The following is a 23173-nucleotide window of genomic DNA, read 5'->3' as shown; positions in this document are numbered from 1 at the left end:
CTCGTCGGGCATGGACACGATCCCCGCCTGCCCCCTCTGCGCCCGTCCCCGCACCCCGGCCGACGCCCGCGGGCTCGCCTGGAGCAGCCACCACGGACCCGCCGGCACCGTTCACGTGTGCGGACCGTGCACCCGGGCACACCTCGTCGACCTCGAGTGCGGCCTGCTCGACCCGGCCCGGCTCGGGGTCGTCGCCCGCGCCCCGGGCGCCGCACCGGTCCCCCGGGCGGCCTGACCCGGCCACGCCCGTCCGCGCGGCCCGCGGCGCGGCGGCGGAGGACCGACGTAGGGTCACGCCGTGCGCGAGATCCTCGAGTTGCTCGAACGCGACGCGTCGTTGAGCCACGACACCGTCGCCACCATGCTGGGTCTGCCCCGGGACGAGGTCGACGCCCGGATCGCGGAGTGGGAACGCTCCGGGGTGATCCGCCGGCACAAGGCCGTCGTGGACTGGGCCCGCTACGAGGACGGTGTCGGCGACCAGCCCGGCGCCGGCCGCGCCGGGGCGCAGGTCACGGCGTTCATCGACGTCGCCGTCGCACCCGCCCGCGGGGTCGGGTTCGACGACGTCGCCGCCCGGATCTCCCGCTTCGACGAGGTCCGCGACTGCTACCTCGTCTCCGGCGGGCACGACCTGCGCTGCACGGTCGTGGGGCCCGACATCCGCGCCGTCAGCGACTTCGTGTCCCAGAAGCTGTCCACGATCGACCGGGTGCGCTCCACCGCCACCCACTTCGTGCTCGCCACCCACAAGCGCGACGGCGACTCCTTCGCCGAGCCCGAGCCCGACCACCGCCTCCCGGTGACCCCGTGAAGCCGCTGAACGAGACGATCTCGGCGATCCCGCCGTCGGGGATCCGGCGGTTCTTCGACATCGCGGCCGAGATGGACGACGTCATCTCACTCGGCGTCGGCGAACCCGACTTCGTGACACCGTGGCGCATCCGCGAGGCCGGGATCTACGCCCTGGAGCACGGCTACACGACCTACACCGGCAACGCGGGTCTGCCGCGGCTGCGCGAGCTGGTGTGCGCGGACCTCGCGTCGCGCTACGACGCCCACTACGACCCCGCCACCGAGTGCCTGGTGACGACCGGGGTCTCCGAGGGGCTGGACCTCGCGTTCCGGGTGCTGCTCAACCCCGGCGAGGAGGTCATCGTCCCGGAGCCCTGCTACGTCGCCTACCAGCCGTGCGTGGCGTTCGCGGGCGGCGTGCCGGTCGGGGTGCCGACCCGTGCCGAGGACGGGTTCGCCATCGACATCGCCGCCGTCGAGGCCGCGGTGACCCCGCGGACGAAGGCGATCCTCATCGGCTCCCCGGCGAACCCCACCGGCGCGGTGCAGCCGCCGGAGGTGCTGCGCGAGCTCGTCGCGCTCGCCGAGCGGCACGACCTCTACCTGCTCTCCGACGAGATCTACGACCGGCTCACCTACACCGGCGCCCACACCTGCCTGGGCGCGGTCCCGGGCGCGCGGGAGCGGACCGTCGTGCTCGGCGGGTTCTCCAAGGCCCAGGCGATGACCGGCTGGCGGGTCGGCTGGCTCGCCGCGCCGCAGCCGATCGCCGAGCTGTGCCTGCGGGTGCACCAGTACACGATGCTGTGCGCCCCGCACGTGTCCCAGATCGCCGCGGTCGAGGCCCTGACCAGCGCCGAGGGCGACGTGGCCGAGATGGTCGCCGACTACGACCGTCGCCGCCGGGTGTTCGTGAAGGGCCTGCGCGAGGCCGGGCTGGACTGCCCGGAGCCGGCCGGGGCGTTCTACGCGTTCCCCTCGATCCGCGCCTCCGGGCTCGACGCGGAGACCTTCGCCGAGCGGCTGCTGCGCGAGGAGTCGGTCGCGGTCGTGCCGGGCAGCGTGTTCGGCCCGTCCGGCGAGGGGCACGTCCGCTGCTCCTACGCGACGGCCCTGCCGCAGCTGGAGCTGGCCGTGGAGCGGATCGGGAACTTCCTGCGACGGCTGTGACCCCGGGCGGGTGCTCAGGCGGCGGCCCGGCGGGTCCGGGCGCCGTCGACGAGCCCGCGCACCATGACCGGCCCGAGGTCGCGGCCGCGGCGCACCAGCCACGGGACGCCCTGCACCACCAGCCAGGCGCCGCGCTGCCAGGCGGTGGTCTCGCGGCCGCCGGCGGCGTCGAGCCCGACCTCGGCGGGCACGGCGAACCCGGCGTCGGCGAGCAGCGCGGCGAAGCCGCGGGCGAGCAGCCGGTGCCCGAGCTCGGAGGGGTGCAGCCGGTCGACGCTCCACGCGGCCGGGTCGTAGCTGCCCGCCGAGTCGAGGTCGAGCACGCCGACGCACGCCCGCCCGGTCCGCGCGACGGCGTCGGCGACCGCGCCGTCGACGGCCGCGTTGAGCGCGGCGATCCGCCCGGCCAGTGCGCGCTGCAGCGGGCCGGGCAGCGGCCACATCCGGGTGTGGTCGTGGAAGCGCAGCAGCAGCACGGTCGTCCCGCCACCGAGCAGCGGCTCCAGCACCGCGGCGGCGTCGCGGCGCAGGGCGCGGGGGTCGAAGTCCGAACGCAGCGTGTCGTTCATCCCGGCGCACAGCACGACGACGTCGGGCCGGCCGGTCACCGCGGGCAGCTGGTGCACCCGCACGTCGGCCATCCGGGCGCCGGTGCGGGCGTGGTTGGACAGCAGGACCGGACCGGGGCGGCGGGGGTCGCCGAGGGCGTCGCGCAGCAGCGGGCCGAACCCGCGCCAGCCGCCCCCGGGCACCGGGTCGCCGAGACCGACGGCGGTCGAGTCCCCCAGCAGCACGAGGTGGCGGACCCGCCGGCGGACGGGGTCGGCGACGGGACGGGACGCGGTCGTCGGGCGCACGACCCCACCGTCGCCCGCCGTGGTGGCCGCGCCCGTGTGCCCCCGGTGACGGCTCCCGTACCGGTACGGGAACTCTCGGGGACGCCGCTCAGCCCGCGCCGCCCCGGAACGCGGGGAACACCGGCAGCGTCGAGGGTGCGTCGGGGAACCGCGCGTCCAGGGCCGCGACGACGGCGTCGGCCAGCGCCGCGGTCGCGGGCCGGGCGCTCGCCGCGGCGGTGTCGTGCAGGCGTCGCCAGTAGTGGCGCAGCGCGGTCGAGATCCGCGGCGAGCGCCCCGCGTCGGGCCCGATGGGGCCGTCGCGGCGCTGCACCCGCGGCAGCAGCATCCAGGTCGACCACCACACCCACAGCAGCTGTGCGTCGGCGAGGCGGGACTCCAGGACCTCCGGGTCGTCGAGCTCGGGCCACACCGGTGCCACCTCGGCGCGCCAGGCGTCGAGCATGGCCGCGGCGACGGCGTCGGGCAGCGCGAAGCTCGACGAGCAGGCCGGGAACGGGACGCGCACGTAGGCGGCGTCGAGGACGACGTCGCGGAAGCAGCCCCACTCGAAGTCGACGAACCGGACCCCGCGGCTGGTGACCAGGTTGTTGTCCGGGCAGGTGTCGGACGGGCTGAACGCCCGGAACCCGGTGCCGCCGAGCAGGCGCACCCCACCGTGCGCCTCCAGCGCGGCCAGCTCCCCCACCTCGACGCCGAGGGTCTCGCCGAGCAGCCGGGGCAGCCCGGCGAGCGCGGCACGGGCCTGGTCGGCGATCGGGTCGCGGCGGGCCCGCTCCCCCAGCCGCCGCAGCAGCGCACCGAAGTCGCCCTCGCGCCCGGCGGTGGCGGCCTGCATGCGGCCGAGCCCGCGGGCCCAGCCGAGCAGGCAGGAGCGGGCGCCGGCGGGGTCGGGGGCGAAGAGCTTGTCGGCCAGCGTCAGGCTGCGGCCCAGGTCCTCCAGCACGAGCAGCCGCTGGTCGGGGTCGTGGGCGATGATCACCGGGCTGGGCCGGACGTCGGTCGGCAGCGCCGTGAACAGCTGGCAGGACGCGACCTCGTAGCGGAACGGGTCGGTCGCCGGGTCGGTGCCGGGCTCCGGCGGCGCGTAGTGCTTGACCACCACGCTGCGCCGGTCGGAGAACGGGTTCTGCGCCATCCGGGCCCGGGCGACGACGGAGCGGCCGCTGCCGCCGAGGTCCTCCGGCTCGAAGAGCTCCACCTCCGACCCGGCCCGCCGCGACAGCAGCCGGGCGGCCCCGGCGACCGCCACGACCGCGCCCGGAGTCGCCTGCCGATCGCTCATCGCCCGCGACCCTACCCGTCGGAGAGCGCCCGGTCCGCGCCCCGACGACGCGACCGCGACCGCGCCAGCAGCAGCACGAGCGCGGCCGCGACGACGACCCCGACGACGTTCACGCCCAGCTGCAGCACCGACTGCCCGGCCTCCGACCAGCGTCCCTCGATCGCCGCGACCGAGGCGAACGCGGCCGCGGGCACGGTGGTGACCGAGATGAACACGCCCACCAGCACCGAGGACTTCGCCGAGGTGAGCGACAGCATCCCGGCGGCACCGGCGAGCAGCGCGACGAGCAGCGAGAACGGCCCCACCTCGTAGATGAAGTCGACCTGGTCCAGCGCGTCGAGCGCGTCGGCGGTGAGCCAGCCCGCCGCGTCGAACAGCAGGGTGGCGAGGGCGGTGACCAGCATCGCGAGCGGGAACCCGGCCGCGAGCGCGACCGCCCCGCGGGTGACGAGGTCACGGCGGCGCAGGACGAGCCCGACCGCGACGGCCGCCATCGGCCCGAACTCCGGCCCGAGCACCATCGCCCCGACCACGGTCACCGGGGAGTCGGTGACGGCGCCGATCGCGGCGAGCAGGCAGGCGATCGTGAGGAAGGTGAGGAAGCTCAGCGACAGCCGCGACTCCTCGCCGGTCCGGTTGATGAGCTCGTCCCAGACGACGGCGTCGGCGCCGTCGCCGGGGGCGGCCTCCTCGGCGGCGTCGGCCCGGTCGGACAGCACGGTGTCGAGCTGTTCGAGGGTGATGCCGCCGTCGTGGTCGATGCCGAGGTCGGCGAGCCGGCCGAGCAGGTCGTCGGCGCACTCGCGGGCCACGTCGGCCTCCACGAGGTCGCCGGCCGGGTGCACCGCGACGCCGGGGTGGACCACCAGGTGGGCCACCCCGGGCTCGTCGCGCAGCACCCCGGTGACGTCGGCGGTCCGCCCCTGCGGGCAGACCACGCGCAGGTGCAGCACCGCTACGCGGCCGGGCCGGGCTTCTCCGGCGCACCGCCGCCGGTGGTGGCCGGCTTCCCGGGCGCGGCGCCGCCGGGCGCGGCGGCGGCCGGCTTCGCGTCGACGCCGGCCTCCTTGCGCTGGGCGGCGGTGATCGGCGCGGGCGCGCTGGTCAGCGGGTCGAACCCGCCGCCGGTCTTCGGGAAGGCGATGACCTCGCGGATCGAGTCGACGCCGGCGAGCAGCGCGGTGATCCGGTCCCAGCCGAAGGCGATGCCGCCGTGCGGCGGCGGGCCGTAGGCGAAGGCGTCGAGCAGGAAGCCGAACTTCTCCTGCGCCTCGTCCTCGGTCAGGCCCATGACCTCGAAGACGCGCTTCTGCACCTCGGCGGAGTGGATACGGATCGAGCCGCCGCCGATCTCGTTGCCGTTGCAGACGATGTCGTAGGCGTAGGCCAGTGCGTTGCCCGGGTCCTTCTCGAAGGTGTCGATCCACTCCGGGGTGGGCGAGGTGAACGCGTGGTGCAGCGCGGTCCACGCGCCCGCGCCGACGGCGACGTCGTCGGTGTCGGCGGCCGACTCGAACAGCGGCGCGTCGACGATCCAGACGAACGACCAGGCGGACTCGTCGATCGCGCCGGTGCGCCGCGCGATCTCGCCGCGGGCGGCGCCGAGCAGGGCGCGGGCCTCCGACGGTGTGCCGGCGGCGAAGAAGATGCAGTCGCCGGGGTTCGCGCCGACGGCCTCGGCCAGCCCGGCGCGCTCGGTCTCGGACAGGTTCTTGACGACCGGTCCGCGCTCGTCGACCCGGCCGTCCTCGCCGATGAGCACGTAGGCCAGCCCGCGGGCGCCGCGCTGCTTGGCCCACTCCTGCCAGCCGTCGAGCACCTTGCGGGGCTGGGAGGCCCCACCGGGCATGACGACGGCGCCGACGTAGGGGTTCTGGAAGACGCGGAAGCCGGTGCCGGCGAAGTAGGACGTGAGCTCGGTCAGCTCGATGTCGAAGCGCAGGTCGGGCTTGTCCGAGCCGTAGCGGGCCATCGCCTCGGCGTAGGGCATCCGCCGGATCGGGGTCTCGATCTCGTGGCCGACCAGGCGCCAGAGCGCGACGAGCACCTTCTCCGCGAGCGCGATGACGTCGTCCTGCTCGACGAAGCTCATCTCGATGTCGAGCTGGGTGAACTCCGGCTGACGGTCGGCGCGGAAGTCCTCGTCGCGGTAGCAGCGCGCGATCTGGTAGTACCGCTCGAGCCCGCCGACCATGAGCAGCTGCTTGAACAGCTGCGGGCTCTGCGGCAGCGCGTACCAGGAGCCGGGGCGCAGCCGGGCGGGCACGAGGAAGTCGCGCGCGCCCTCGGGCGTCGAGCGGGTCAGGGTCGGCGTCTCGACCTCGATGAAGTCCTCGCCGGCCAGGACGTCGCGGGCGGCCTTGCTGACGTCGCTGCGCAGCCTCATCGCCGCGGCGGGGCCGGGGCGGCGCAGGTCGAGGTAGCGGTGGGTCAGGCGGATCTCCTCGCCGACCCCGGTGTGCTCGTCGACCGGGAAGGGCAGCGGCGCGGACTCCGACAGCACGGTCAGCCCGGTGACGGTGACCTCGATGGCGCCGGTCGGCAGGTCCGGGTTCTCGTTGCCCTCGGGACGCCGGACGACCTCGCCGACGACCTGCACGCAGAACTCCGACCGCAGCCGGTGCGCCCGCTCGGCCATCTCGCCCTCGCGGAACACGACCTGCGCCGATCCGGAGCGGTCACGCAGGTCGATGAAGATCACGCCGCCGTGATCGCGGCGGCGAGCCACCCATCCGGCGAGGGTCACGGTCTGGCCGGCGTGCTCGGCACGGAGGGTGCCGACGGGGTGGGTTCGCATCACGGCGGACAAGGCTATCCGCAGCCCCCCGGGCACCCGCGAGCAGGTTTCCGGCGGGTACTCACAGCAGGCTCAGCTGCCCGCCGGCCGGGCCGGGGGCGGCGGGCGGCGGCGCCTGCTGCCGGGTCCGTCCCGGGTCGCGCGGGTTCGGTTCCGGGCGGTCCAGCCCGTGCCGGGCCAGCAGCGGTGCGACGCGGCGGGCCAGCGCCTCCCGGTACCCGCGGCCGGCGTACGCCCCGCCGCGGTAGAGCCGGGCGTAGCGCTCCACCAGGTCCGGGTACTCGCGGCCGAGCCAGGCCAGGAACCACTCCCGGGTGCCGGGCCGCAGGTGCAGGGCCAGCACCGTGGCGCGCGCGGCCCCGGCGGCGGCCACCTCGGCCAGCAGCGCGTCGAGCGCCTCCTCGGAGTCGGTGAGCCAGGGCAGCACCGGGGCGAGCATCACCCCGCAGGGCAGCCCGGCGTCGGTGATCCGCCGGACGAGGTCGAGCCGGGCCCGCGGGCTCGGCGTCCCGGGTTCCAGCCGGGCCTGCAGCTCCCGGTCGAGCAGCGCGACCGACACCCCCGTCCCGACCCGGACGTCGCGGTGCGCGGCGGCGAGGTCGGGCAGGTCACGGGTCAGGACGGTGCCCTTGGTGAGCACCGAGAACGGCGTGCCCGAGCGGGCCAGCGCGCCGATCACGCCCGGCATCAGCCGGTAGCGGCCCTCCGCGCGCTGGTAGGGGTCGGTGTTGGTGCCCATCGCGACGTGCTCGCGCCGCCACGACGGCCGGGCCAGCTCGCGCTCCAGGACCCGCGCGACGTTCACCTTCACCACGATCTGCGAGTCGAAGTCCGCGCCCGCGTCGAGGTCCAGGTAGGTGTGGGTGTTGCGGGCGAAGCAGTTGTGGCTGACCACCCCGGCGGCGACGAAGTCCCCGGTGCCGGTGGTGATGTCGAACATCGGCCGGATCGTGCCGGTGTCGCGCACCGACAGCACGCGCGGCGCCCCGGCGGGCGGTTCCTCGACGCGGGCGCCCCCGACGTCGCGCACCCGGGCCACCGCCGGGTCGGTGACGGCGACCAGGCGCAGCTGCTCGGCGGCCCCGCCCAGCACCCGCAGCGCCCGCACACCGGGCCGCGCCGACGGCTCGGAGGCGACCCGGAACCCGAGCCGGCGCAGGGCGGCGACGCAGGCGCGGGCGAGCTCCTCGCAGCCGGGGACGATCCGCAGCACGCCCGCGCCGACCTCGCCGCACGCGTCGACGATCCCGCCGACGAAGCCCGCCGACCAGCCCGGGCCGGGCCGCTCGGGCCACGCCGCGGGCGACGCGGCCGCACCGGGGACACCGGCCGGCCCGGGGACACCGGCCGCCCCCGGGACACCGGTGACCGCGGGCCGGGCACCGGCGCCGACCGGCCGGGCCACGGTCAGCAGGTGGTGGGCACGGGCGAGCGCCTCCATCTCGACCCAGCCGGTCGGGAACGGCTCGGCCCGCACGCGGCCGCGCACCGCGTCGGCCCGGACGAGCCCGCAGAGCCACCCCTCGGCCCAGCCGGCGGGCCGTGGGCCGTGCCCGGGCATCGCGGCCGCCCCGGGTCCGACCAGGGCGGCGCCGGGCCGCAGGTGCGGGCGTGCGGCCGAGGCACGGCAGCGGCCCGGCCGGACGTGGGCCCAGCCGTCGGTGGTGAGGAAGCGGTGCTCGGCGGAGGTGACCAGCACCGTGCCGTCGTCGAGGGACACCTCCTGGGCGCGGCGCCGGGTCGACCAGTGCGCGAGCACCGGGGTGCGGACGAAGCGCCGCCGGCCCCGCCCGTCGGTGACGGTGCCGACGACCTCGTCACCGGGGCGCAGCGCGGCGATCGGGCGGGAGCGCCCGTCGGCGGTGAGGACCGGGGTCTCGCCCGCGAGGCAGTACGTGCAGGCGTGGGAGCAGCCGCGGTACGGGTTGAGCGTCCACCCGAAGGGCACCGGCGACGACGACGGCACCCGATTCAGCGCCGACCGCGCCTCGACCTCGTGGAAGACCGCGCCCGCGAACTCGGGCGTGCGCACCGAGCGCAGCAGCCCCTGCATGCCGGGCAGCGCCGCGGCGCCGCCGATCCCGTCCGCACCTACCTGCTGTCCGCTCCACCGCACCCCGTCATTCGAACATGGGTTCGATGCCCGGGCAACCGGTCGTCGCCGGGCGGTCGCGTCCCGGCGAACGGCGAGCCGGACAGGCAAGATCGTTTGCGAGGATGCGGGGGTGCCGTACCCGCCCGACCCGCGCGATCCCGCCGCCCCGACCGGCGGGCGCCGCGCCGTCCCCCGCACCGGCGGGCGACGGCGCGCCGAGGACCGGCCGGGGGCGCAGGACCGGCCGGACGACCGCGCGGAGCCCCCTGCGGCCGGAGGGCCCCGGGGCGGGCCGGCCGCCGGTCGGGCCGACGACGCCCGCACCGGCGGGCACCGGACGCCCGGGCCCCCGCACCTGCGCGGACCGCACGGCACCCCACCGGCCGGCCCGCCGCCCCCCGCGCCGCCCACGGCACGGGCAGGCGCACCGACCACGGCGCCGGCCACCGGACCGGCCACCGGACCGGCCGGCCCGCCGACGGGCCGGTCCCCCGCCGCCCACCGCGCCGGCCGGGGCGGCGCCCCCGAGGGCCGGCCCGCAGCCGTCGGTCGTCCGGCCCCGGTGCCGCGGACCGGGGAGCGGACCGGGGAGCGGACCGGGGAGGGGACCGCTGCCCGCCGGCGGGCCGAGCGCCGGGAGCAGGCCCGGGACCGGCCCGACCCCACCGACCGGCGCGACGACGCCGTCCACCCGGGCCACCCCGGCGGCTGGGGCGACTGCCCGGGCGAGACCGACCTGGGCACCCCCACCGGCCCCCCGCAGGACGCGCCGGACGCCACCACGGGACCGCGCCGCACCCGGCGGGGCCGTGCGCGGCCGCCGTCCCCCGGCGGCGACGGTGGCGGTGGGCACGGCCACGGGCACGGGCACGGGCACGGCGCCGCCACCCCGGCCGGGCGCCGCGTCCGGAACCTGCTCGTCGCCCTGCTGGTCCCGTGCGCGCTCGCGACGCTGGCCGGGGTGGTGCTGCTGTGGCCCGGCCCCACCCCGACCCCGGACGTCCCGCCGACCCGCCAGGTGCACGGCACCGTCACCGCGACGCAGGTCGCCGACTGCTCCCCCGGCTCCGGGGACCGCCGGTGCACCGGGGTGACCGTCGCGCTGTCCGACGGCCCGCGCGCCGGCCGCGACCTGGTCCAGCTCGTGCCGGACGAGCCGTCGACGCCCCGGTTCGCGGTGGGCGACCCGGTGACGCTGGCCTGGTCGGGCGCCGACCCCGACGACGCCGGCGCGTACCAGATCGTCGACTTCCAGCGCGGCGCACCGCTGGTGTGGCTGGCGGTGGTCTTCGCGCTCGCGGTCGTCGTCCTGGGGCGGCTCAGCGGGTTCGCGGCGCTGGTGAGCCTGGCGCTGAGCTTCGTGATCCTGCTGCTGTTCGTGCTGCCGGCGATCCTGTCCGGCGGCCCGCCGCTGGCCGTCGCGGTGACCGGCGCCTGCCTGATCATGTTCGTGGTGCTGTACCTGACCCACGGGTTCACCGCGCGCACGTCCTGCGCGGTGCTCGGCACGCTGGCGTCGCTGGCCCTGATCGGTGTGCTGGGCTACCTGTTCACGGCGGCGTCGCGGCTCACCGGCCTCGACGACACCACGGCCAGCCTGATCGGCACGCTCGGCCCGGGCGTCCCGATCGACCCGCGCGGGCTGGTGCTCGCCGGGCTGGTGATCGGCGCGCTCGGGGCGCTCGACGACGTCACCGTCACCCAGGCGTCGGCGGTGTGGGAGCTGGGCGCGGCCAACCCCGATCTCGGTGTGCGCGAGCTGTTCGCGGCCGGCATGCGGATCGGGCGCGACCACGTCGCGTCGGCGGTGAACACCCTCGTGCTGGCCTACGCCGGCGCCGCCCTGCCGTTGCTGCTGCTGTTCACCGTCGCGGCGGGCGGGGTGGGGCAGGTGCTGACCAGCCAGGACGTGGCGACCGAGATCGTCCGGACGCTCGTGGGCAGCATCGGGCTGGTCGCCGCGGTCCCGGTGACGACCGGCCTCGCGGCCCTGGTCGCGGCCCGGCACTGAGCGCCCGCGCGGCGGCCCGGTGCCCGGCCCGGTCAGGGGACGAGCACGATCCGGCCCCGCGCCCGTCCGGCGGCCTGGCGCGCCCAGGCCGCGGCGCCGTCGGCCAGCGCGACGCTCTCGTGGTCGACCCGCAGGGCCCCGTCGACGACCGCGCGGGCGACCGCGACCAGGTGCGCGGCCCGCTCGTCGCGGGTCAGGGCCGCGTTGGTGTAGCCGAGGACCCGCAGCGAACGGCTGCGCAGCGTGCCGGAGTCCAGCGACGTCCGCTCCCCCGCCGAGGAGCCCAGGTTGACCAGCCGGCCGCCGTCGCGCAGCGCGCGGGCGGCCGCGGCGGCGGGCTCACCGTAGAGCGGGTCGACGACGAGGTCGGCCGGTCCGCCCGCGTCGAGCAGCGCCGCGGTCAGCGCCGCCGGGTCAGCGGTGATCGCGACGACGGCGTCGGCGCCCGCCGCACGGGCACGTGCCCGTGCCCCGGCGGAGCGGGCCGCGGCGACCACCCGGCCGGCGCCGCGCAGGCGGGCGAGCTGTACCGCGGCCTGGCCCACGACCCCGCCGGCGCCGAGCACGACCACCGTCTCCCCCGCGGCGAGCCCGCCGGTGTCCAGCGCCCCGGCGGCGGCGACCGCGGACAGTCCGGCCGCCGCGACGGCGACCGGGTCGGCGCCCGCGGGCAGCGCGACCAGGTCCTCGGCGGGCACCGCCGCGACGGCGGCCATGCTGCCGTCGCCGGGCGCGGTCCCGGCCGGGGTCGGGAACCACACCGGGCGCCCACCGGCCAGGCCCACGCCCGCGACACCGGGCACGTACGGCGTCGCGGGCACCCCGAAGTAGGACCGTCCGCCCGCGCACAGCAGGTCCAGCGGGGTGATCGGGGCGGCGAGCACCGTGACCCGCACCCGGTCGCCGGCGTCGGGCTCGGGGACCTCCACGACCGACGGCGCCGCGCCGGCGGTGTGCACCCGCAGGGCGCGCACTACCCGGCCGGCTGCAGCACGAAGTCGTAGCGGGCCTCCAGCCACGGCGTCCCGCAGTGGCCGCCGTCCGGGGTGGGTCCGGGCTCGTGGCGGGTGAAGCCGACGACCAGCTCGCGCTTGACGCCGAACACGACGTCGGAGTCGAGGTACTCGGTGCCCTCCCGGAACAGGTGGGTGATCAGCGGCTCGAACCCGGGCACCGCCAGCAGGAAGTGGATGTGCGCCGGCCGCATGTGGCTGATGTCGGTGCGCCCGATCAGCTCGCCGACCGGGCCGTCCGTCGGGATGGCGTAGCCGAGCGGGGCGATGGTGCGCAGGCAGTAGCGGCCCTGGTCGTCGGTGGTGTACTTCGCGCGCAGCCGGGCCTCGTCGACGTCGAGCTGGGCCTCGTAGGTGCCGTCCGCGTCGGACTGCCACACGTCGAGGACGGCGCCGGGCACCGGGGAGCCGTCCAGGGCGGTCACCGTGCCGTGCACCCAGAGCGGCTCGCCGGGCAGGCCGTCGGACATGTCGGCGCCGGACCCCAGCTCCGGCGAGCCGTCGATGTGGAACGGGCCGAGCACCGTCGCCGGCGTCGCGGCCGGGTCGAGACGGTGGTTCTGCTGCACGACGAGCATCGACAGGCCCAGCACGTCGGAGGCGAGGATGAACTCCTCGCGCTTGTCGTCGGAGATCTGCCCGGTGGCGGTCAGCCAGCGCACCGCGGCCATCCACTCGTCCTCGGTGAGGCGGGTCTCGCGCGCGAAGTCGTGCAGGTGGCGCACCAGCGCGGTCAGCAGCTCCGCGGTGCGCGGGTCGTGCGCGGTGGCCCACCGCGCGACGGCGGCGTCGGTGATCGTGTCCTCGGTGACCGTGACCGGTTGCGTCGTTCCTGTCGTCGTTCCTGTCGTCGTTCCTGTCACTGCTGCTCCTCCGGTGAGTAGGGCGTCGGCTCGACGGACCGGTTGTGCAGGTCCACCGACAGGAAGATCTCGTTCGCGACGGGGTTGCGCAGCTCCTCCGCGAGCTGCCCGATCAGCCCGGCGGTGCGGGCGAGCAGCGCGAAGCCGCGCAGCAGCTCCAACGGCAGGCCCAGGTCGGCCAGCGCGGCGCCGCAGACCCCGGCGCCGTTGAGCGGCAGCGTCCGGCCCAGCACCTGCGGGTGGACGCGGCCGATCGCGGCGAACAGCTGCAGGTGCGGCCCGAGCTGCCCCTCGTCCGCCGCGATCGCGAACAGTCTCGGGGTACGCGGGTCGCCGTCCTTGTGCACGTGGTGGCCGAGCCCGGGGACGAAGCGCCGCGCGGCGCGCTGCGCGGTCACGACGTCGAGGGCGACGGCGTCCCAGCCGGCGTCGTCTGCGGGGTGCTCGGCGGGCAGGTGCTCGTGCAGGAACCGGCCGCAGTCCTCGGTGACGCCCAGGAAGCGCGACCCGCCGCCGAGCAGCCCGGCGGCCAGCGCGCCCTGCACCGAGTCCGGCGCGGACAGGTGGGTGAGCCGGGTGACGATCGCGGTGGGGGTGAAGCCGTGGTCGGCGAGCGCGGCGAGCACCGCCTCGAACACCCGGGTCTGCCCCGGGGTGGGACGGCGCTGGGTGGCGAGCCAGAACGCGAGCTCGCCGAACCCGACCTCGCCCATCACGTCGCGCGCGAGGTCGTGGCCGAGCAGGGTGATGGTGTCGCGGCTGGACGCGCCCAGCGCGGTCGGATAGGTCATGAGTCGAGCCACTTCCGCAGGTCGGCGCCGTGCTCGTCGAGCTGCGGCGGGGGGAGCCGGTAGACGGCGGGGGTGGCGGAGAACCGCACCGGGTGCCGGGTGGTGGGCACGGCGCGCCCGCCCTCGCCGACGGTGACGACCGGGTCGAGCCCGAACCGCTCGGCCATGGCGAACCCGCCGTCGATGGTCTGGATCGGCCCGGACGGCACGCCCGCCTCGGTGAGCAGCTCGAACCACTCGACCGCACCGCGGCCCGCGAGCCGCTCGACGAGCAGCGGGCGCAGCTCCGCGCGGTGCACCGTGCGGTCGGCGTTGCGGGCGAAGCGCTCGTCGTCGGCGAGCTCGGGGACGCCGAGCACCGCGCACAGCTTGCGGAACTGGCCGTCGTTGCCGGCGGCGACGATCAGGTCGTCGTCGGCGGTGGGCATCGGCTCGTAGGGGAACACCGAGGGGTGCGCGTTGCCCATCCGGTAGGGCACGGTGCCCGCCGCGACCCAGGCCGCGCTGTGGTTGACCAGCCCGGTCAGCGCGGAGGACAGCAGGTTGACCTCGACGTGCTGGCCCTGCCCCGTCCGGTCGCGGTGGCGCAGGGCGGCGAGCACGCCGATCGCGGCGTGGTTGCCCGCCATCACGTCGAACACCGAGATCCCCGCCCGGTACGGCGGCCCGTCCGGGTCGCCGGTCAGGCTCATCAGCCCCGACACGGCCTGCACCATGAGGTCGTAGCCGGGCACGTGCGCGCCGGCGCCGGAGCCGAACCCGGAGATCGAGGCGTAGACGACGCCCGGGTTGGTCGCGGCGACGGTGTCGAAGTCCAGCCCGAAGCGGGCCATCCCCCCGGGACGCAGGTTCTCGACCACGACGTCGGCGCGCCGCGCCAGCTCCGCGGCGGCCGCGCGGTCGCCCTCGTCGCGCAGGTCGAGCGCGATGGAGCGCTTCCCGCGGTTGATGCCGAGGTAGTAGGTGGCCTCGCCGTCGCGCTCGGGCGGGCTCCAGGTCCGGGTGTCGTCCCCGGCGGGGCCCTCGACCTTCACGACGTCGGCGCCCATGTCGGCCAGCAGCATCGTCGCGTACGGACCGGCCAGGACGCGGGAGAAGTCGGCCACGAGGACGCCCGCCAGGGGCCCGCCCGTTCCGGGATCCGTCATCGATCCTCCAGATCGAATCGCGATACGGACGACTGTCCGCCTGACGATCGTGGCCCGCCGGCGGAGTGGCGGTCAAGCCGACGCCGGCACCGTCACGTGCGGCACGGCGGCGAGGCGGGCGAAGTCGGCGCTGATGTCGCCCGCGGTCTGCAGCAGCAGCGGCAGGTGGTGCTCGAGCAACGTCTCGAGCGAGGTCTCCGCGGCGTGGCAGTTGACGTTGACCCCGGCGATCACCCGGCCCTCGCCGTCGCGCAGCGGGGCGGCGACCGAACGGATCCCGGCCGCGAGCTGCTCGTCGGTCAGCGCCCAGCCCCGGGCCCGCACCTCGCGCAGCTCCGCCTCGCGCTCGGCCCGCGACGGCGAGCACCGCGGGGTCAGACCGGAGCGCGTCGGCTCGGCCAGCACCCGCTCGCACTCCGCCGGGTCGAGCGCGGCCAGCTGGACCTTGCCCAGCGACGTCGACGCCGCGGGGAACCGGGTGCCGATCTGCACCGACAGCGCGACGATCTTCGGCACGGCGACCCGGGCCACGTAGACGATGTCGCTGCCGTCGAGCTGGGCGATCGAGCACGACTCGCGGGTCCGCCCGACCAGGCGCTCCAGGTGCGGGCGCGCCACGTCCCACAGTCCGGTGGAGCGGACGTAGGTCACCCCGAGGTCGAGCACCCGCGGGGTCAGCGCCCAGCCGCGCGCGCACGACCGGACGTAGCCGAGCTCGGTCAGCGTCAGCAGCACCCGGCGCACCGTGGGCCGGGCCAGGCCGGTGGCCGCGGCCAGGTCGGCGAGGGTCTCCTCCGGGTACCCGGGCCGGAACGCGGTGATCACCTCCAGCCCGCGGGCGAGTGCGGTGATGAAGTCCGGGCCGGTCCCGTCGCGTGGCATGGGCCCACGGTAGCGCCTGGCGTCCGCGGTGCGGACGCTCCGATCGTGGCCGGTCGACGACGGGCCGGCGAGGGGGCCGTACGGCCGTTGACACCGCAAGGAGGGTGCGCGACAGTGACCGCCTTCCCCCGTCCGACCGCAGAGCGGACGCATGTCCGGCAATCGAAGGAGAGCGCCGATGAGCGGGTCGACCGTCTTCCGCAACGCGACCGTCCTGACCGTGGACGCCCGGCGGAGCGTGCTGCCCGGCCACGACGTGCTGGTCGTCGGGGACCGGATCGCCGCCGTCGGGGCCGGCCTCGACGTCCCGGAGGGCACCGAGGAGATCGACGCGACCGGCGGGATCGTCATGCCGGGGATGATCGACACCCACCGGCACATGTGGCAGACCTCGCTGCGCGGCTACGGCGCCGACTGGACGCTGACCCAGTACTTCGTGTGGAACTACCTGGAGTGGGGGAAGATCTTCCGCCCCCAGGACGTGTACGCCGGCAACCTGCTCGCCGCCCTGGAGGCCCTCGAGGCCGGGGTCACCACCACCGTCGACTGGTCGCACGGGCTGCAGACCCCGCAGCACGCCGACGCCGCCGTCGACGCGCTGCGGGCCACGGCGGGCCGGTTCGTGCTGGCCTACGGCAACATCCAGGACGCCCCGGCGGGCTGGACCGCCGACCCCGGCTTCCGCGAGTTCGTGTCACGCCGGATCACCCCCGGCGACGACATGCTCGGCTTCCAGCTCGCCTTCGACGTGACCGGCGACCCCGCGTTCCCCGAGCGGCCGGCGTTCGAGGTCGCCCGCGAGCTCGGGGTGCCGGTCACCACGCACGCCGGGGTGTGGGGCGCCACCAACGACGACGGCATCCGGCTCATGCACGAGCACGGCTTCATGACCCCCGAGACCGTCTACGTCCACGCCGCGACCCTGTCCACCGACTCCTACCAGCGGATCGCCGCGACCGGCGGCTCGGTGTCGGTGTCCACCGAGAGCGAGCAGAGCGCCGGGCAGGGCTACCCGCCCACCTGGGCGCTGCGCGAGCACGGCATCGACGTCTCCCTGTCGATGGACACCTCGATGTGGTGGAGCGCGGACCTGTTCTCCGCCATGCGCGCCACCCTGGGGGCGGACCGCTCCCGCGAGCACCTGGAGGCGCACGGGCGCGGGGACACCGTGACCCACTCCGCGCTGCGCGCCGAGCAGGTCGTGGAGTGGGCGACCCGGGGCGGGGCGCGGGCGATCGGGCGCGAGGCCGACCTCGGCTCGGTGGAGGTCGGGAAGAAGGCGGACCTGGTGCTGCTGCGCAACGACCACTCGCCGGTGTCGTTCCCGCTGCTGAACCCGCACGGCCACGTGGCGTTCCAGGCCCAGCGCGCCGACGTGCACACCGTGCTGGTCGACGGCCGGGTCGTGAAGCGCGACCACCGGCTCGTCGGCGTCGACCTCCCGGCGGCCCGGGCCGCGGTGGAGGCCACCGTGTCGCACCTGCGCTCCACGATGGGCGAGGACGCGTGGACCGCGGGGATGAACCCGGAGATCCCCGAGACGACGGTGCTGGACAACCCCTACACCTACACCGACTACCGAAGCGCGGCCACGCACGGCGGCTGAGCCGGCGCGCGGGAGGGCGCGGGTCAGCGGCGTCGGGCCAGCAGGTGCGCCTCGCCGGCGCCCTCGTGGTGGGCGATCACCTCGAGCTCCCCGGCGAACGCGGTGGTCAGCTCGCCCGGCGGGGCACGGAACGGGCCGCCGGCGTCGCCGACCTCGGACAAGACGGTGACGGCCAGCAGCCCGCCCGGGGCGACGGCGTCGGCCAGCGCCGGGTAGAGCGCCGGGTCGCGGAAGCGCTGGCAGACCACGACGTCGTACGGGCCGGTCTCGTCGGGGAAGCCGTCGGCGAAGCCGCGGTCGAGGTCGGCCTCCACCCAGCGGACCCGCCCGGGCGGCTGCGACGACGCGACCAGCGCGGCGCCCGCGGCCAGCCCGGCCGGGGACACGTCGACGGCGACGACGTCCAGACCGCGCCCGGCCAGCCAGGCGGCGACCGTCCCGCGCCCGCAGGCGACGTCGAGCGCCTTCCCGGACGGCGGCAGCAGCTGCTCGTGCCCGCGCAGCGCGTCCGGCGGGGCCGGGACCCCCGCCCCCGCCGCGCGGTGCCGGTCGTCCCAGCGCTCGCGGTCGGCGACGGCCACCGGATCAGCCGGCCAGCGCGGTCACGACGGCGTCGGTGACCGCGTCGAGCGGGACGTCCTGCTGCTCGCCGGAGGCGAGGTCCTTGAGCCCGACGGTGCCGTTGCCGAGGTCCCGCTCCCCCAGGACCAGCGCGAACCGCGCGCCGGACCGGTCGGCGGACTTCATCGCGCCCTTGAGGCCACGCCCGCCGTAGGACAGGTCGACGCGCACCCCGCGGGCCCGCAGCGCCGCGGCGACGGTCACCAGGCGGCGCTGCGCCGTGTCGCCGAGCGCCACGCCGAAGACCTCGACGCGGGCGTCGCTCCACGGCTGCACGCCCTCGGCCCGGCACGCGAGCAGCGTGCGGTCGACCCCGATGCCGAACCCGACGCCGGACAGCTCCGGGCCGCCCAGGGTGGCCATCAGGCCGTCGTAGCGGCCGCCGCCGCCGATCCCGGACTGGGCGCCGAGCCCGTCGTGGACGAACTCGAACGTCGTCTTGGTGTAGTAGTCCAGGCCGCGCACCATCCGCGGGTTCGCCGTCCAGGCGACGCCCAGGTCGTCGAGGTGGCCCAGCACGCGGGCGTGGTGCTCGGCGGAGGCGTCGGACAGGTGGTCCATGAGCAGCGGCGCGTCGGCCATCGCGGCGCGGACCTCGGGGCGCTTGTCGTCGAGCACGCGCAGCGGGTTGATCGCCGCGCGGGCCCGGGTCGCCTCGTCGAGGTCGAGCCCGGCCAGGAACGCCTGCAGCCGCTCGCGGTAGGCGGGCCGGCAGTCGGCGTCGCCGAGGGAGGTGATCTCCAGCCGGTAGCCGGTGAGCCCGAGCGCCCGGAAGCCCTCGTCCGCGATCGCGATGACCTCGGCGTCCAGCGCGGGGTCGTCGACGCCGATCGCCTCGACCCCGACCTGCTGCAGCTGGCGGTAGCGCCCGGCCTGCGGGCGCTCGTAGCGGAAGAAGGGGCCCGCGTAGCGCAGCTTGACCGGCAGCCCCTGCTTGTCGAGGTTGTGCTCGATCACCGCGCGGACGACGCCCGCGGTGCCCTCGGGACGCAGGGTCACCGACCGGTCGCCGCGGTCGGCGAAGGTGTACATCTCCTTGGAGACGACGTCGGTGGACTCCCCCACCCCGCGGGCGTAGAGCCCGGTGTCCTCGAACACCGGGAGCTCGATGTGGCCGTACCCGGCGCGGGCCGCGGCGCCGGCGAGGGTGTCCCGGACGTGGACGAACCCGGCCGACTCCGCCGGGTAGTACTCCGGGACGCCCTTCGGCGCGGCGAACGGCTCCGGTCTGCGTGCCCGGGTCGCCTGCGGCTCGGTCGCGGTCACTGCGGCGGTTCCTCCCTGTAGTCCAACCGGCCACCAGCCTAGAACCGGCGTCTCTCAGCTTTCGTCGCAGGGCGCCCCGATACCCTCGCCGCGCGTACGAGTGATCAAGTCAGGGAGTAGGGCGACGTGGCGACGAACGAGCAGCGCCGGGAGGCGGCCAAGCGCAAGCTGGCGGCACAGCAGGTCCACCGGGCCGAGCGGGACCAGAAGCGCAAGCGCAACACGGTCGTCGCGGCCGTGACGACGGTCGTGGTCGTCGCGCTGGCCGCGGTCGGCATCTACCTGGTCACCACCGCGTGGGACGGGTCCGGCGACACCGCGCCGAGCGCCGCCCCCGCGGCGACCGGCCCGGACACCGCGGGGCGGCCGACGGTGCCGCTGCCGCAGCGGCCCACCGCGCTGCCCGCCTCGGTGAACTGCACCTACCCGCCGGACGGCGCGCCGTCCAAGCCCGTGTCCCCGCCCGCGGACGGGCCGGTGTCCGCGCAGGGACAGGTCGCCGCGACGCTCGACACCGGCGCCGGCCCGATCGACCTCACGCTGGACCGGGCGCTCGCCCCGTGCACCGTGAACAGCTTCGTGCACCTCGTGCAGGCCGGGTACTTCAACGGCACCAGCTGCCACCGCCTCACCACCGACCCGGGCCTGCAGGTGCTGCAGTGCGGCGACCCGACCGGGCAGGGCACCGGCGGGCCCGGCTACTCCTTCGCCGACGAGGTGTTCGACGGCCTGACCTACGGCCGCGGCCTGCTCGCGATGGCCAACGCCGGGCCGAACACCAACGGCAGCCAGTTCTTCATGATCTACGGCGACGCGCAGCTCCCGCCGAGCTACACCGTGTTCGGCTCGATCGGGACGCAGGGCCTCGCGACGGTCGACGCGGTCGCGAAGGCGGGCGTCGCCGGCGGCGGTGGCGACGGCACCCCGGCCACCCCGGTGGAGATCCGCACCGCCACCGCGGGCTGACCCGCACGCGAGGCGGTGCCGGGACCCCCCGGCACCGCCCCGCGGCCGGTCAGGCGGCCGAGGTGACCCGGTAGACGTCGTAGACGCCCTCGATGTTGCGCACGGCCTGCAGCAGGTGCCCGAGGTGCTTGGGGTCGCCCATCTCGAAGGAGAACCGGGAGATCGCGACCCGGTCGCGCGACGTCGTCGTCGTCGCGGACAGGATGTTGACCTTCTCGTCGGCGAGCACCTTCGTGACGTCGGAGAGCAGGCGGTGCCGATCCAGCGCCTCCACCTGGATCGCGACGAGGAACACCGACTCCGGCGACACCGACCACATGACGTCGACCAGGCGCTCGTCGCGGGCGGTGAGGTCACCGGCGTTGGTGCAGTCGGTGCGGTGCACGCTGATCCCGCCGCCGCGGGTGACGAACCCGAGGATCTCGTCGCCGGGGACCGGGGTGCAGCACCGGGCGAGCTTCACGTAGAGGTCGGCCATGGCCTCGCCGTCCGCGCCGGTGACGACGACACCGGCGTTGCCCGACGGGCGGCGGTGGCGGACCGTCGAGGGCGTCGCGCGCTCGGCGAGCTCCTCCTCGGCCTCCTCCTCGCCGCCGAACCACGCCACGAGGCGCTGCACGACGTGCTGGGCGCTGGCCTGGTGCTCGCCGACCGCGGCGTAGAGCGCGGAGACGTCGGAGAAGTGCATCTCCCGCGCGATCGCCGACATCGCGTCGCCGGAGATGAGGCGCTGCAGCGGCATCCCGGTGCGCCGCGCCTCGCGGGTGATGGCCTCCTTGCCCTCCTCGACGGCCTCCTCGCGCCGCTCCTTGGCGAACCACTGCTTGATCTTGGCCTTGGCCCGCGGGGACTTCGCGATCTGCAGCCAGTCGCGGCTCGGCCCGGCGTCCTCGGCCTTGGAGGTGAAGATCTCCACGACGTCGCCGGAGGACAGCTGCCGCTCCAGCGCGACGAGCTTGCCGTTGACCCGCGAGCCGATGCAGCGGTGCCCGACCTCGGTGTGCACCGCGTAGGCGAGGTCGATCGGGGTGGACCCGGTGGGCAGGGTGACGACGTCGCCCTTGGGGGTGAAGACGAAGATCTCCCGCGCGGCGAGGTCGAAGCGCAGCGAGTCGAGGAACTCGCCCGGGTCGGCGGCCTCGCGCTGCCAGTCGAGCAGCTGGCGCATCCACGCCATCTCCTCGACCTCGACCTCCTTGTTGCCGCCGCCCTTGACCTCCTTGTACCGCCAGTGCGCGGCGATGCCGTACTCGGCGGTGCGGTGCATCGCGTGGGTGCGGATCTGCACCTCCAGCGGCTTGCCGTCCGGCCCGATGACGGTGGTGTGCAGCGACTGGTAGACCCCGAAGCGGGGCTGGGCGATGTAGTCCTTGAACCGGCCGGGCATCGGCTGCCACAGCGCGTGCACCATGCCGATCGCGGCGTAGCAGTCGCGCACCTCGTCGACGAGCACGCGGACGCCGACGAGGTCGTGGATGTCGTCGAAGTCGCGGCCCTTGACGATCATCTTGCGGTAGATCGAGTAGTAGTGCTTGGGCCGTCCCTCGACCTTGGCCGGGATCCGCGCCGAGTCCAGCTGCGCGGACACCTCGTCGATGACCTGGCGCAGGTAGGTGTCGCGCGACGGCGCCCGGTCCGCGACCAGCCGCACGATCTCCTGGTACTTCTTCGGCTGCAGGATCGCGAAGGACAGGTCCTCCAGCTCCAGCTTCACCGTCGCCATCCCGAGGCGGTGCGCCAGCGGGGCGAACACCTCGAGGGTCTCGTTGGCCTTCTTGACCTGCTTCTCCGGGCGCAGGAAGCGCATCGTGCGCATGTTGTGCAGCCGGTCGGAGAGCTTGATGACCAGCACCCGGGGGTCGCGGGCCATCGCGACGACCATCTTGCGGATGGTCTCGGCCTCCGCGGCCGTGCCGAACTCGACCTTGTCGAGCTTGGTGACGCCGTCGACCAGGTGCGCGACCTCGTCGCCGAAGTCGGCGCGCAGCCGCTCCAGGGAGTAGTCGGTGTCCTCGACGGTGTCGTGCAGCAGCGCGGCGACCAGCGTCGTGGTGTCCATGCCCAGCTCGGCCAGGATCGTGGCGACCGCCAGCGGGTGGGTGATGTAGGGGTCCCCGGACTTGCGGGTCTGGCCGTCGTGCTTGTCCTCGGCGACGTCGTAGGCGCGCTGCAGCAGCACCAGGTCGGCCTTGGGGTGCAGCGACCGGTGGACCGCGGCCAGCGGTTCCAGGACCGGGGTGACGATCGCGACCCGCTGCGGTGTCATCCGGCGCGCGATGCGCGCGCGGACGCGGCGGGTCGCGGACGGGCGGGGCGGCTCGTCGTCGGCAGGCGTCAGCGGCCGCGTGGCCGGGTGGGTGCTCGTCCGGTCGACCTCGGTCACCGCACCTCCTGCTCGTGCTCCGGTGGTGGGGAGGGGCCCCGACGCCGAGGATAGTCCGCGATCGGGGCCCCGTCGTCGTCAGGCGTTCAGCAGGGCGTCGATCCGCAGGTCACCGAGCTTCGCCCGGCCGTGCAGCGCGGTCAGCTCCAGCAGCGTCCCGAAGCCGACGACCTCGGCCCCGGCGTCGGCCAGCAGGGCGCAGGTCGCGGCCGCCGTGCCGCCGGTGGCGAGCACGTCGTCGACGACGTAGACCCGGGTCCCCGGCTCGACGACGCCCGCGGGCAGCTCCAGGGTGGCGCTGCCGTACTCCAGGTCGTAGCTGCGCGAGGCGGCCACCGACGGCAGCTTGCCCGCCTTGCGGACCGGGACCGTGCCGACGCCGGCGACGATCGCGACGGCCGCGCCCAGCAGGAACCCGCGGGCCTCGACGCCGACGACGAGCTCGGCGTCGCCGGTGGCCGCGGCCAGCTCGGTGGTGACGGTCGCGAAGGACTCCCCGTGGGCCAGGATCGGCGTGATGTCGCGGAACAGGACGCCGGCCTGCGGGTAGCCCGGGACCGAGCGCACCCGCTCGGCGACGCGCAGCAGGTCCTCGGCGGAGTCGCCGGTGATGCCGGGACCGAC

At 75.8% G+C, this 23173-nt stretch carries 20 protein-coding genes; 6 read left to right on the top strand and 14 right to left on the bottom strand.

Features of this window, described 5'->3' with window-relative positions; translation table 11 throughout:
• Positions 1-10 precede the first annotated feature (10 nt).
• The 3 genes from WJX68_RS02070 to WJX68_RS02060 all read left to right on the top strand — a co-directional run bounded on the left by WJX68_RS02070 (position 11) and on the right by WJX68_RS02060 (position 1965).
• A complete protein-coding gene (locus WJX68_RS02070; protein ID WP_340285816.1) occupies positions 11-235 on the top strand; it encodes a hypothetical protein in 225 nt (74 codons plus the stop codon).
• Between the two features lie 63 nt (positions 236-298).
• Positions 299-814, top strand: a complete 516-nt coding sequence (locus WJX68_RS02065) for an Lrp/AsnC family transcriptional regulator (protein WP_340285815.1) — start codon at positions 299-301, stop codon at positions 812-814.
• Positions 811-1965 carry an aminotransferase class I/II-fold pyridoxal phosphate-dependent enzyme gene (locus WJX68_RS02060; RefSeq protein WP_340285814.1) on the top strand — a complete coding sequence of 385 codons (1155 nt, stop codon included), beginning with the start codon at positions 811-813 and terminating at the stop codon, positions 1963-1965. Before WJX68_RS02065 ends, WJX68_RS02060 begins: the two co-directional genes overlap by 4 nt.
• A 14-nt stretch (positions 1966-1979) precedes the next feature.
• On the opposite strand, the gene WJX68_RS02055 is transcribed toward WJX68_RS02060, so the two are convergent.
• The 5 genes from WJX68_RS02055 to WJX68_RS02035 form a co-directional block, all read right to left on the bottom strand.
• Positions 1980-2822 (bottom strand): SGNH/GDSL hydrolase family protein, encoded by an 843-nt coding sequence (locus WJX68_RS02055; protein WP_340285812.1) that lies wholly within the window; start codon positions 2820-2822, stop codon positions 1980-1982.
• A gap of 88 nt (positions 2823-2910) precedes the next feature.
• On the bottom strand, positions 2911-4107 hold the full coding sequence (locus WJX68_RS02050; protein WP_340285811.1) for a hypothetical protein: 1197 nt from the start codon (positions 4105-4107) through the stop codon (positions 2911-2913).
• 11 nt (positions 4108-4118) lie between these two features.
• Entirely contained in the window at positions 4119-5060 is a 942-nt protein-coding gene (locus WJX68_RS02045) for a DUF389 domain-containing protein (protein ID WP_340285809.1), read from the bottom strand.
• A gap of 2 nt (positions 5061-5062) precedes the next feature.
• Positions 5063-6907: an aspartate--tRNA ligase gene (gene aspS, locus WJX68_RS02040; protein ID WP_340285807.1), complete on the bottom strand. Its 1845-nt coding sequence runs from the start codon at positions 6905-6907 to the stop codon at positions 5063-5065.
• Positions 6908-6965: 58 nt separating this feature from the next.
• Complete coding sequence (locus tag WJX68_RS02035) at positions 6966-9020, bottom strand: intein-containing Rv2578c family radical SAM protein (protein ID WP_340285806.1); 2055 nt, start codon at positions 9018-9020, stop codon at positions 6966-6968.
• 541 nt (positions 9021-9561) lie between these two features.
• On the opposite strand from WJX68_RS02035, the gene WJX68_RS02030 reads away from it, so the two are divergent.
• Positions 9562-11010 (top strand): YibE/F family protein, encoded by a 1449-nt coding sequence (locus WJX68_RS02030; RefSeq protein ID WP_340285804.1) that lies wholly within the window; start codon positions 9562-9564, stop codon positions 11008-11010.
• Positions 11011-11042: 32 nt separating this feature from the next.
• On the opposite strand, the gene WJX68_RS02025 is transcribed toward WJX68_RS02030, so the two are convergent.
• The 5 genes from WJX68_RS02025 to WJX68_RS02005 form a co-directional block, all read right to left on the bottom strand.
• Positions 11043-11984, bottom strand: coding sequence for a zinc-binding dehydrogenase (locus tag WJX68_RS02025; RefSeq protein WP_340285802.1), 942 nt, complete (start codon positions 11982-11984; stop codon positions 11043-11045).
• On the bottom strand, positions 11984-12886 hold the full coding sequence (locus WJX68_RS02020) for a dioxygenase family protein (protein WP_340285800.1): 903 nt from the start codon (positions 12884-12886) through the stop codon (positions 11984-11986). Before WJX68_RS02020 ends, WJX68_RS02025 begins: the two co-directional genes overlap by 1 nt.
• A complete protein-coding gene (locus tag WJX68_RS02015; protein ID WP_340285797.1) occupies positions 12883-13677 on the bottom strand; it encodes a citryl-CoA lyase in 795 nt (264 codons plus the stop codon). The genes WJX68_RS02020 and WJX68_RS02015 overlap by 4 nt, the downstream gene beginning before the upstream one ends.
• Complete coding sequence (locus WJX68_RS02010) at positions 13674-14825, bottom strand: CaiB/BaiF CoA transferase family protein (RefSeq protein WP_340285795.1); 1152 nt, start codon at positions 14823-14825, stop codon at positions 13674-13676. Before WJX68_RS02010 ends, WJX68_RS02015 begins: the two co-directional genes overlap by 4 nt.
• 72 nt (positions 14826-14897) lie before the next feature.
• Positions 14898-15707 carry an IclR family transcriptional regulator domain-containing protein gene (locus tag WJX68_RS02005; protein WP_340285792.1) on the bottom strand — a complete coding sequence of 270 codons (810 nt, stop codon included), beginning with the start codon at positions 15705-15707 and terminating at the stop codon, positions 14898-14900.
• Positions 15708-15885: 178 nt separating this feature from the next.
• On the opposite strand from WJX68_RS02005, the gene WJX68_RS02000 reads away from it, so the two are divergent.
• Complete coding sequence (locus tag WJX68_RS02000) at positions 15886-17313, top strand: amidohydrolase family protein (protein WP_340285790.1); 1428 nt, start codon at positions 15886-15888, stop codon at positions 17311-17313.
• Between the two features lie 23 nt (positions 17314-17336).
• On the opposite strand, the gene WJX68_RS01995 is transcribed toward WJX68_RS02000, so the two are convergent.
• The gene (locus WJX68_RS01995) at positions 17337-17894 is read right to left on the bottom strand and encodes a class I SAM-dependent methyltransferase (protein WP_340285788.1); all 558 of its coding nucleotides are present in this window, start codon (positions 17892-17894) and stop codon (positions 17337-17339) included.
• Positions 17895-17898: 4 nt separating this feature from the next.
• Positions 17899-19200 (bottom strand): histidine--tRNA ligase, encoded by a 1302-nt coding sequence (hisS, locus tag WJX68_RS01990; RefSeq protein WP_340285785.1) that lies wholly within the window; start codon positions 19198-19200, stop codon positions 17899-17901.
• Positions 19201-19326: 126 nt separating this feature from the next.
• Between hisS and WJX68_RS01985 the strand changes: the two genes are divergently transcribed.
• A complete protein-coding gene (locus tag WJX68_RS01985) occupies positions 19327-20166 on the top strand; it encodes a peptidylprolyl isomerase (RefSeq protein ID WP_340285784.1) in 840 nt (279 codons plus the stop codon).
• Between the two features lie 49 nt (positions 20167-20215).
• On the opposite strand, the gene WJX68_RS01980 is transcribed toward WJX68_RS01985, so the two are convergent.
• Both WJX68_RS01980 and WJX68_RS01975 read right to left on the bottom strand, forming a co-directional pair.
• Complete coding sequence (locus tag WJX68_RS01980; RefSeq protein WP_340285882.1) at positions 20216-22504, bottom strand: RelA/SpoT family protein; 2289 nt, start codon at positions 22502-22504, stop codon at positions 20216-20218.
• Between the two features lie 123 nt (positions 22505-22627).
• Positions 22628-23161, bottom strand: coding sequence for an adenine phosphoribosyltransferase (locus WJX68_RS01975; RefSeq protein WP_422785636.1), 534 nt, complete (start codon positions 23159-23161; stop codon positions 22628-22630).
• Between the last annotated feature and the right edge of the window lie 12 nt (positions 23162-23173).

Source organism: Pseudonocardia spirodelae (assembly GCF_037727765.1).
GTDB classification, from domain to species: domain Bacteria; phylum Actinomycetota; class Actinomycetes; order Mycobacteriales; family Pseudonocardiaceae; genus Pseudonocardia; species Pseudonocardia spirodelae.
Note: the sequence above shows the minus strand (reverse complement) of the source record. Positions and strands in the feature narration are given on the sequence as shown.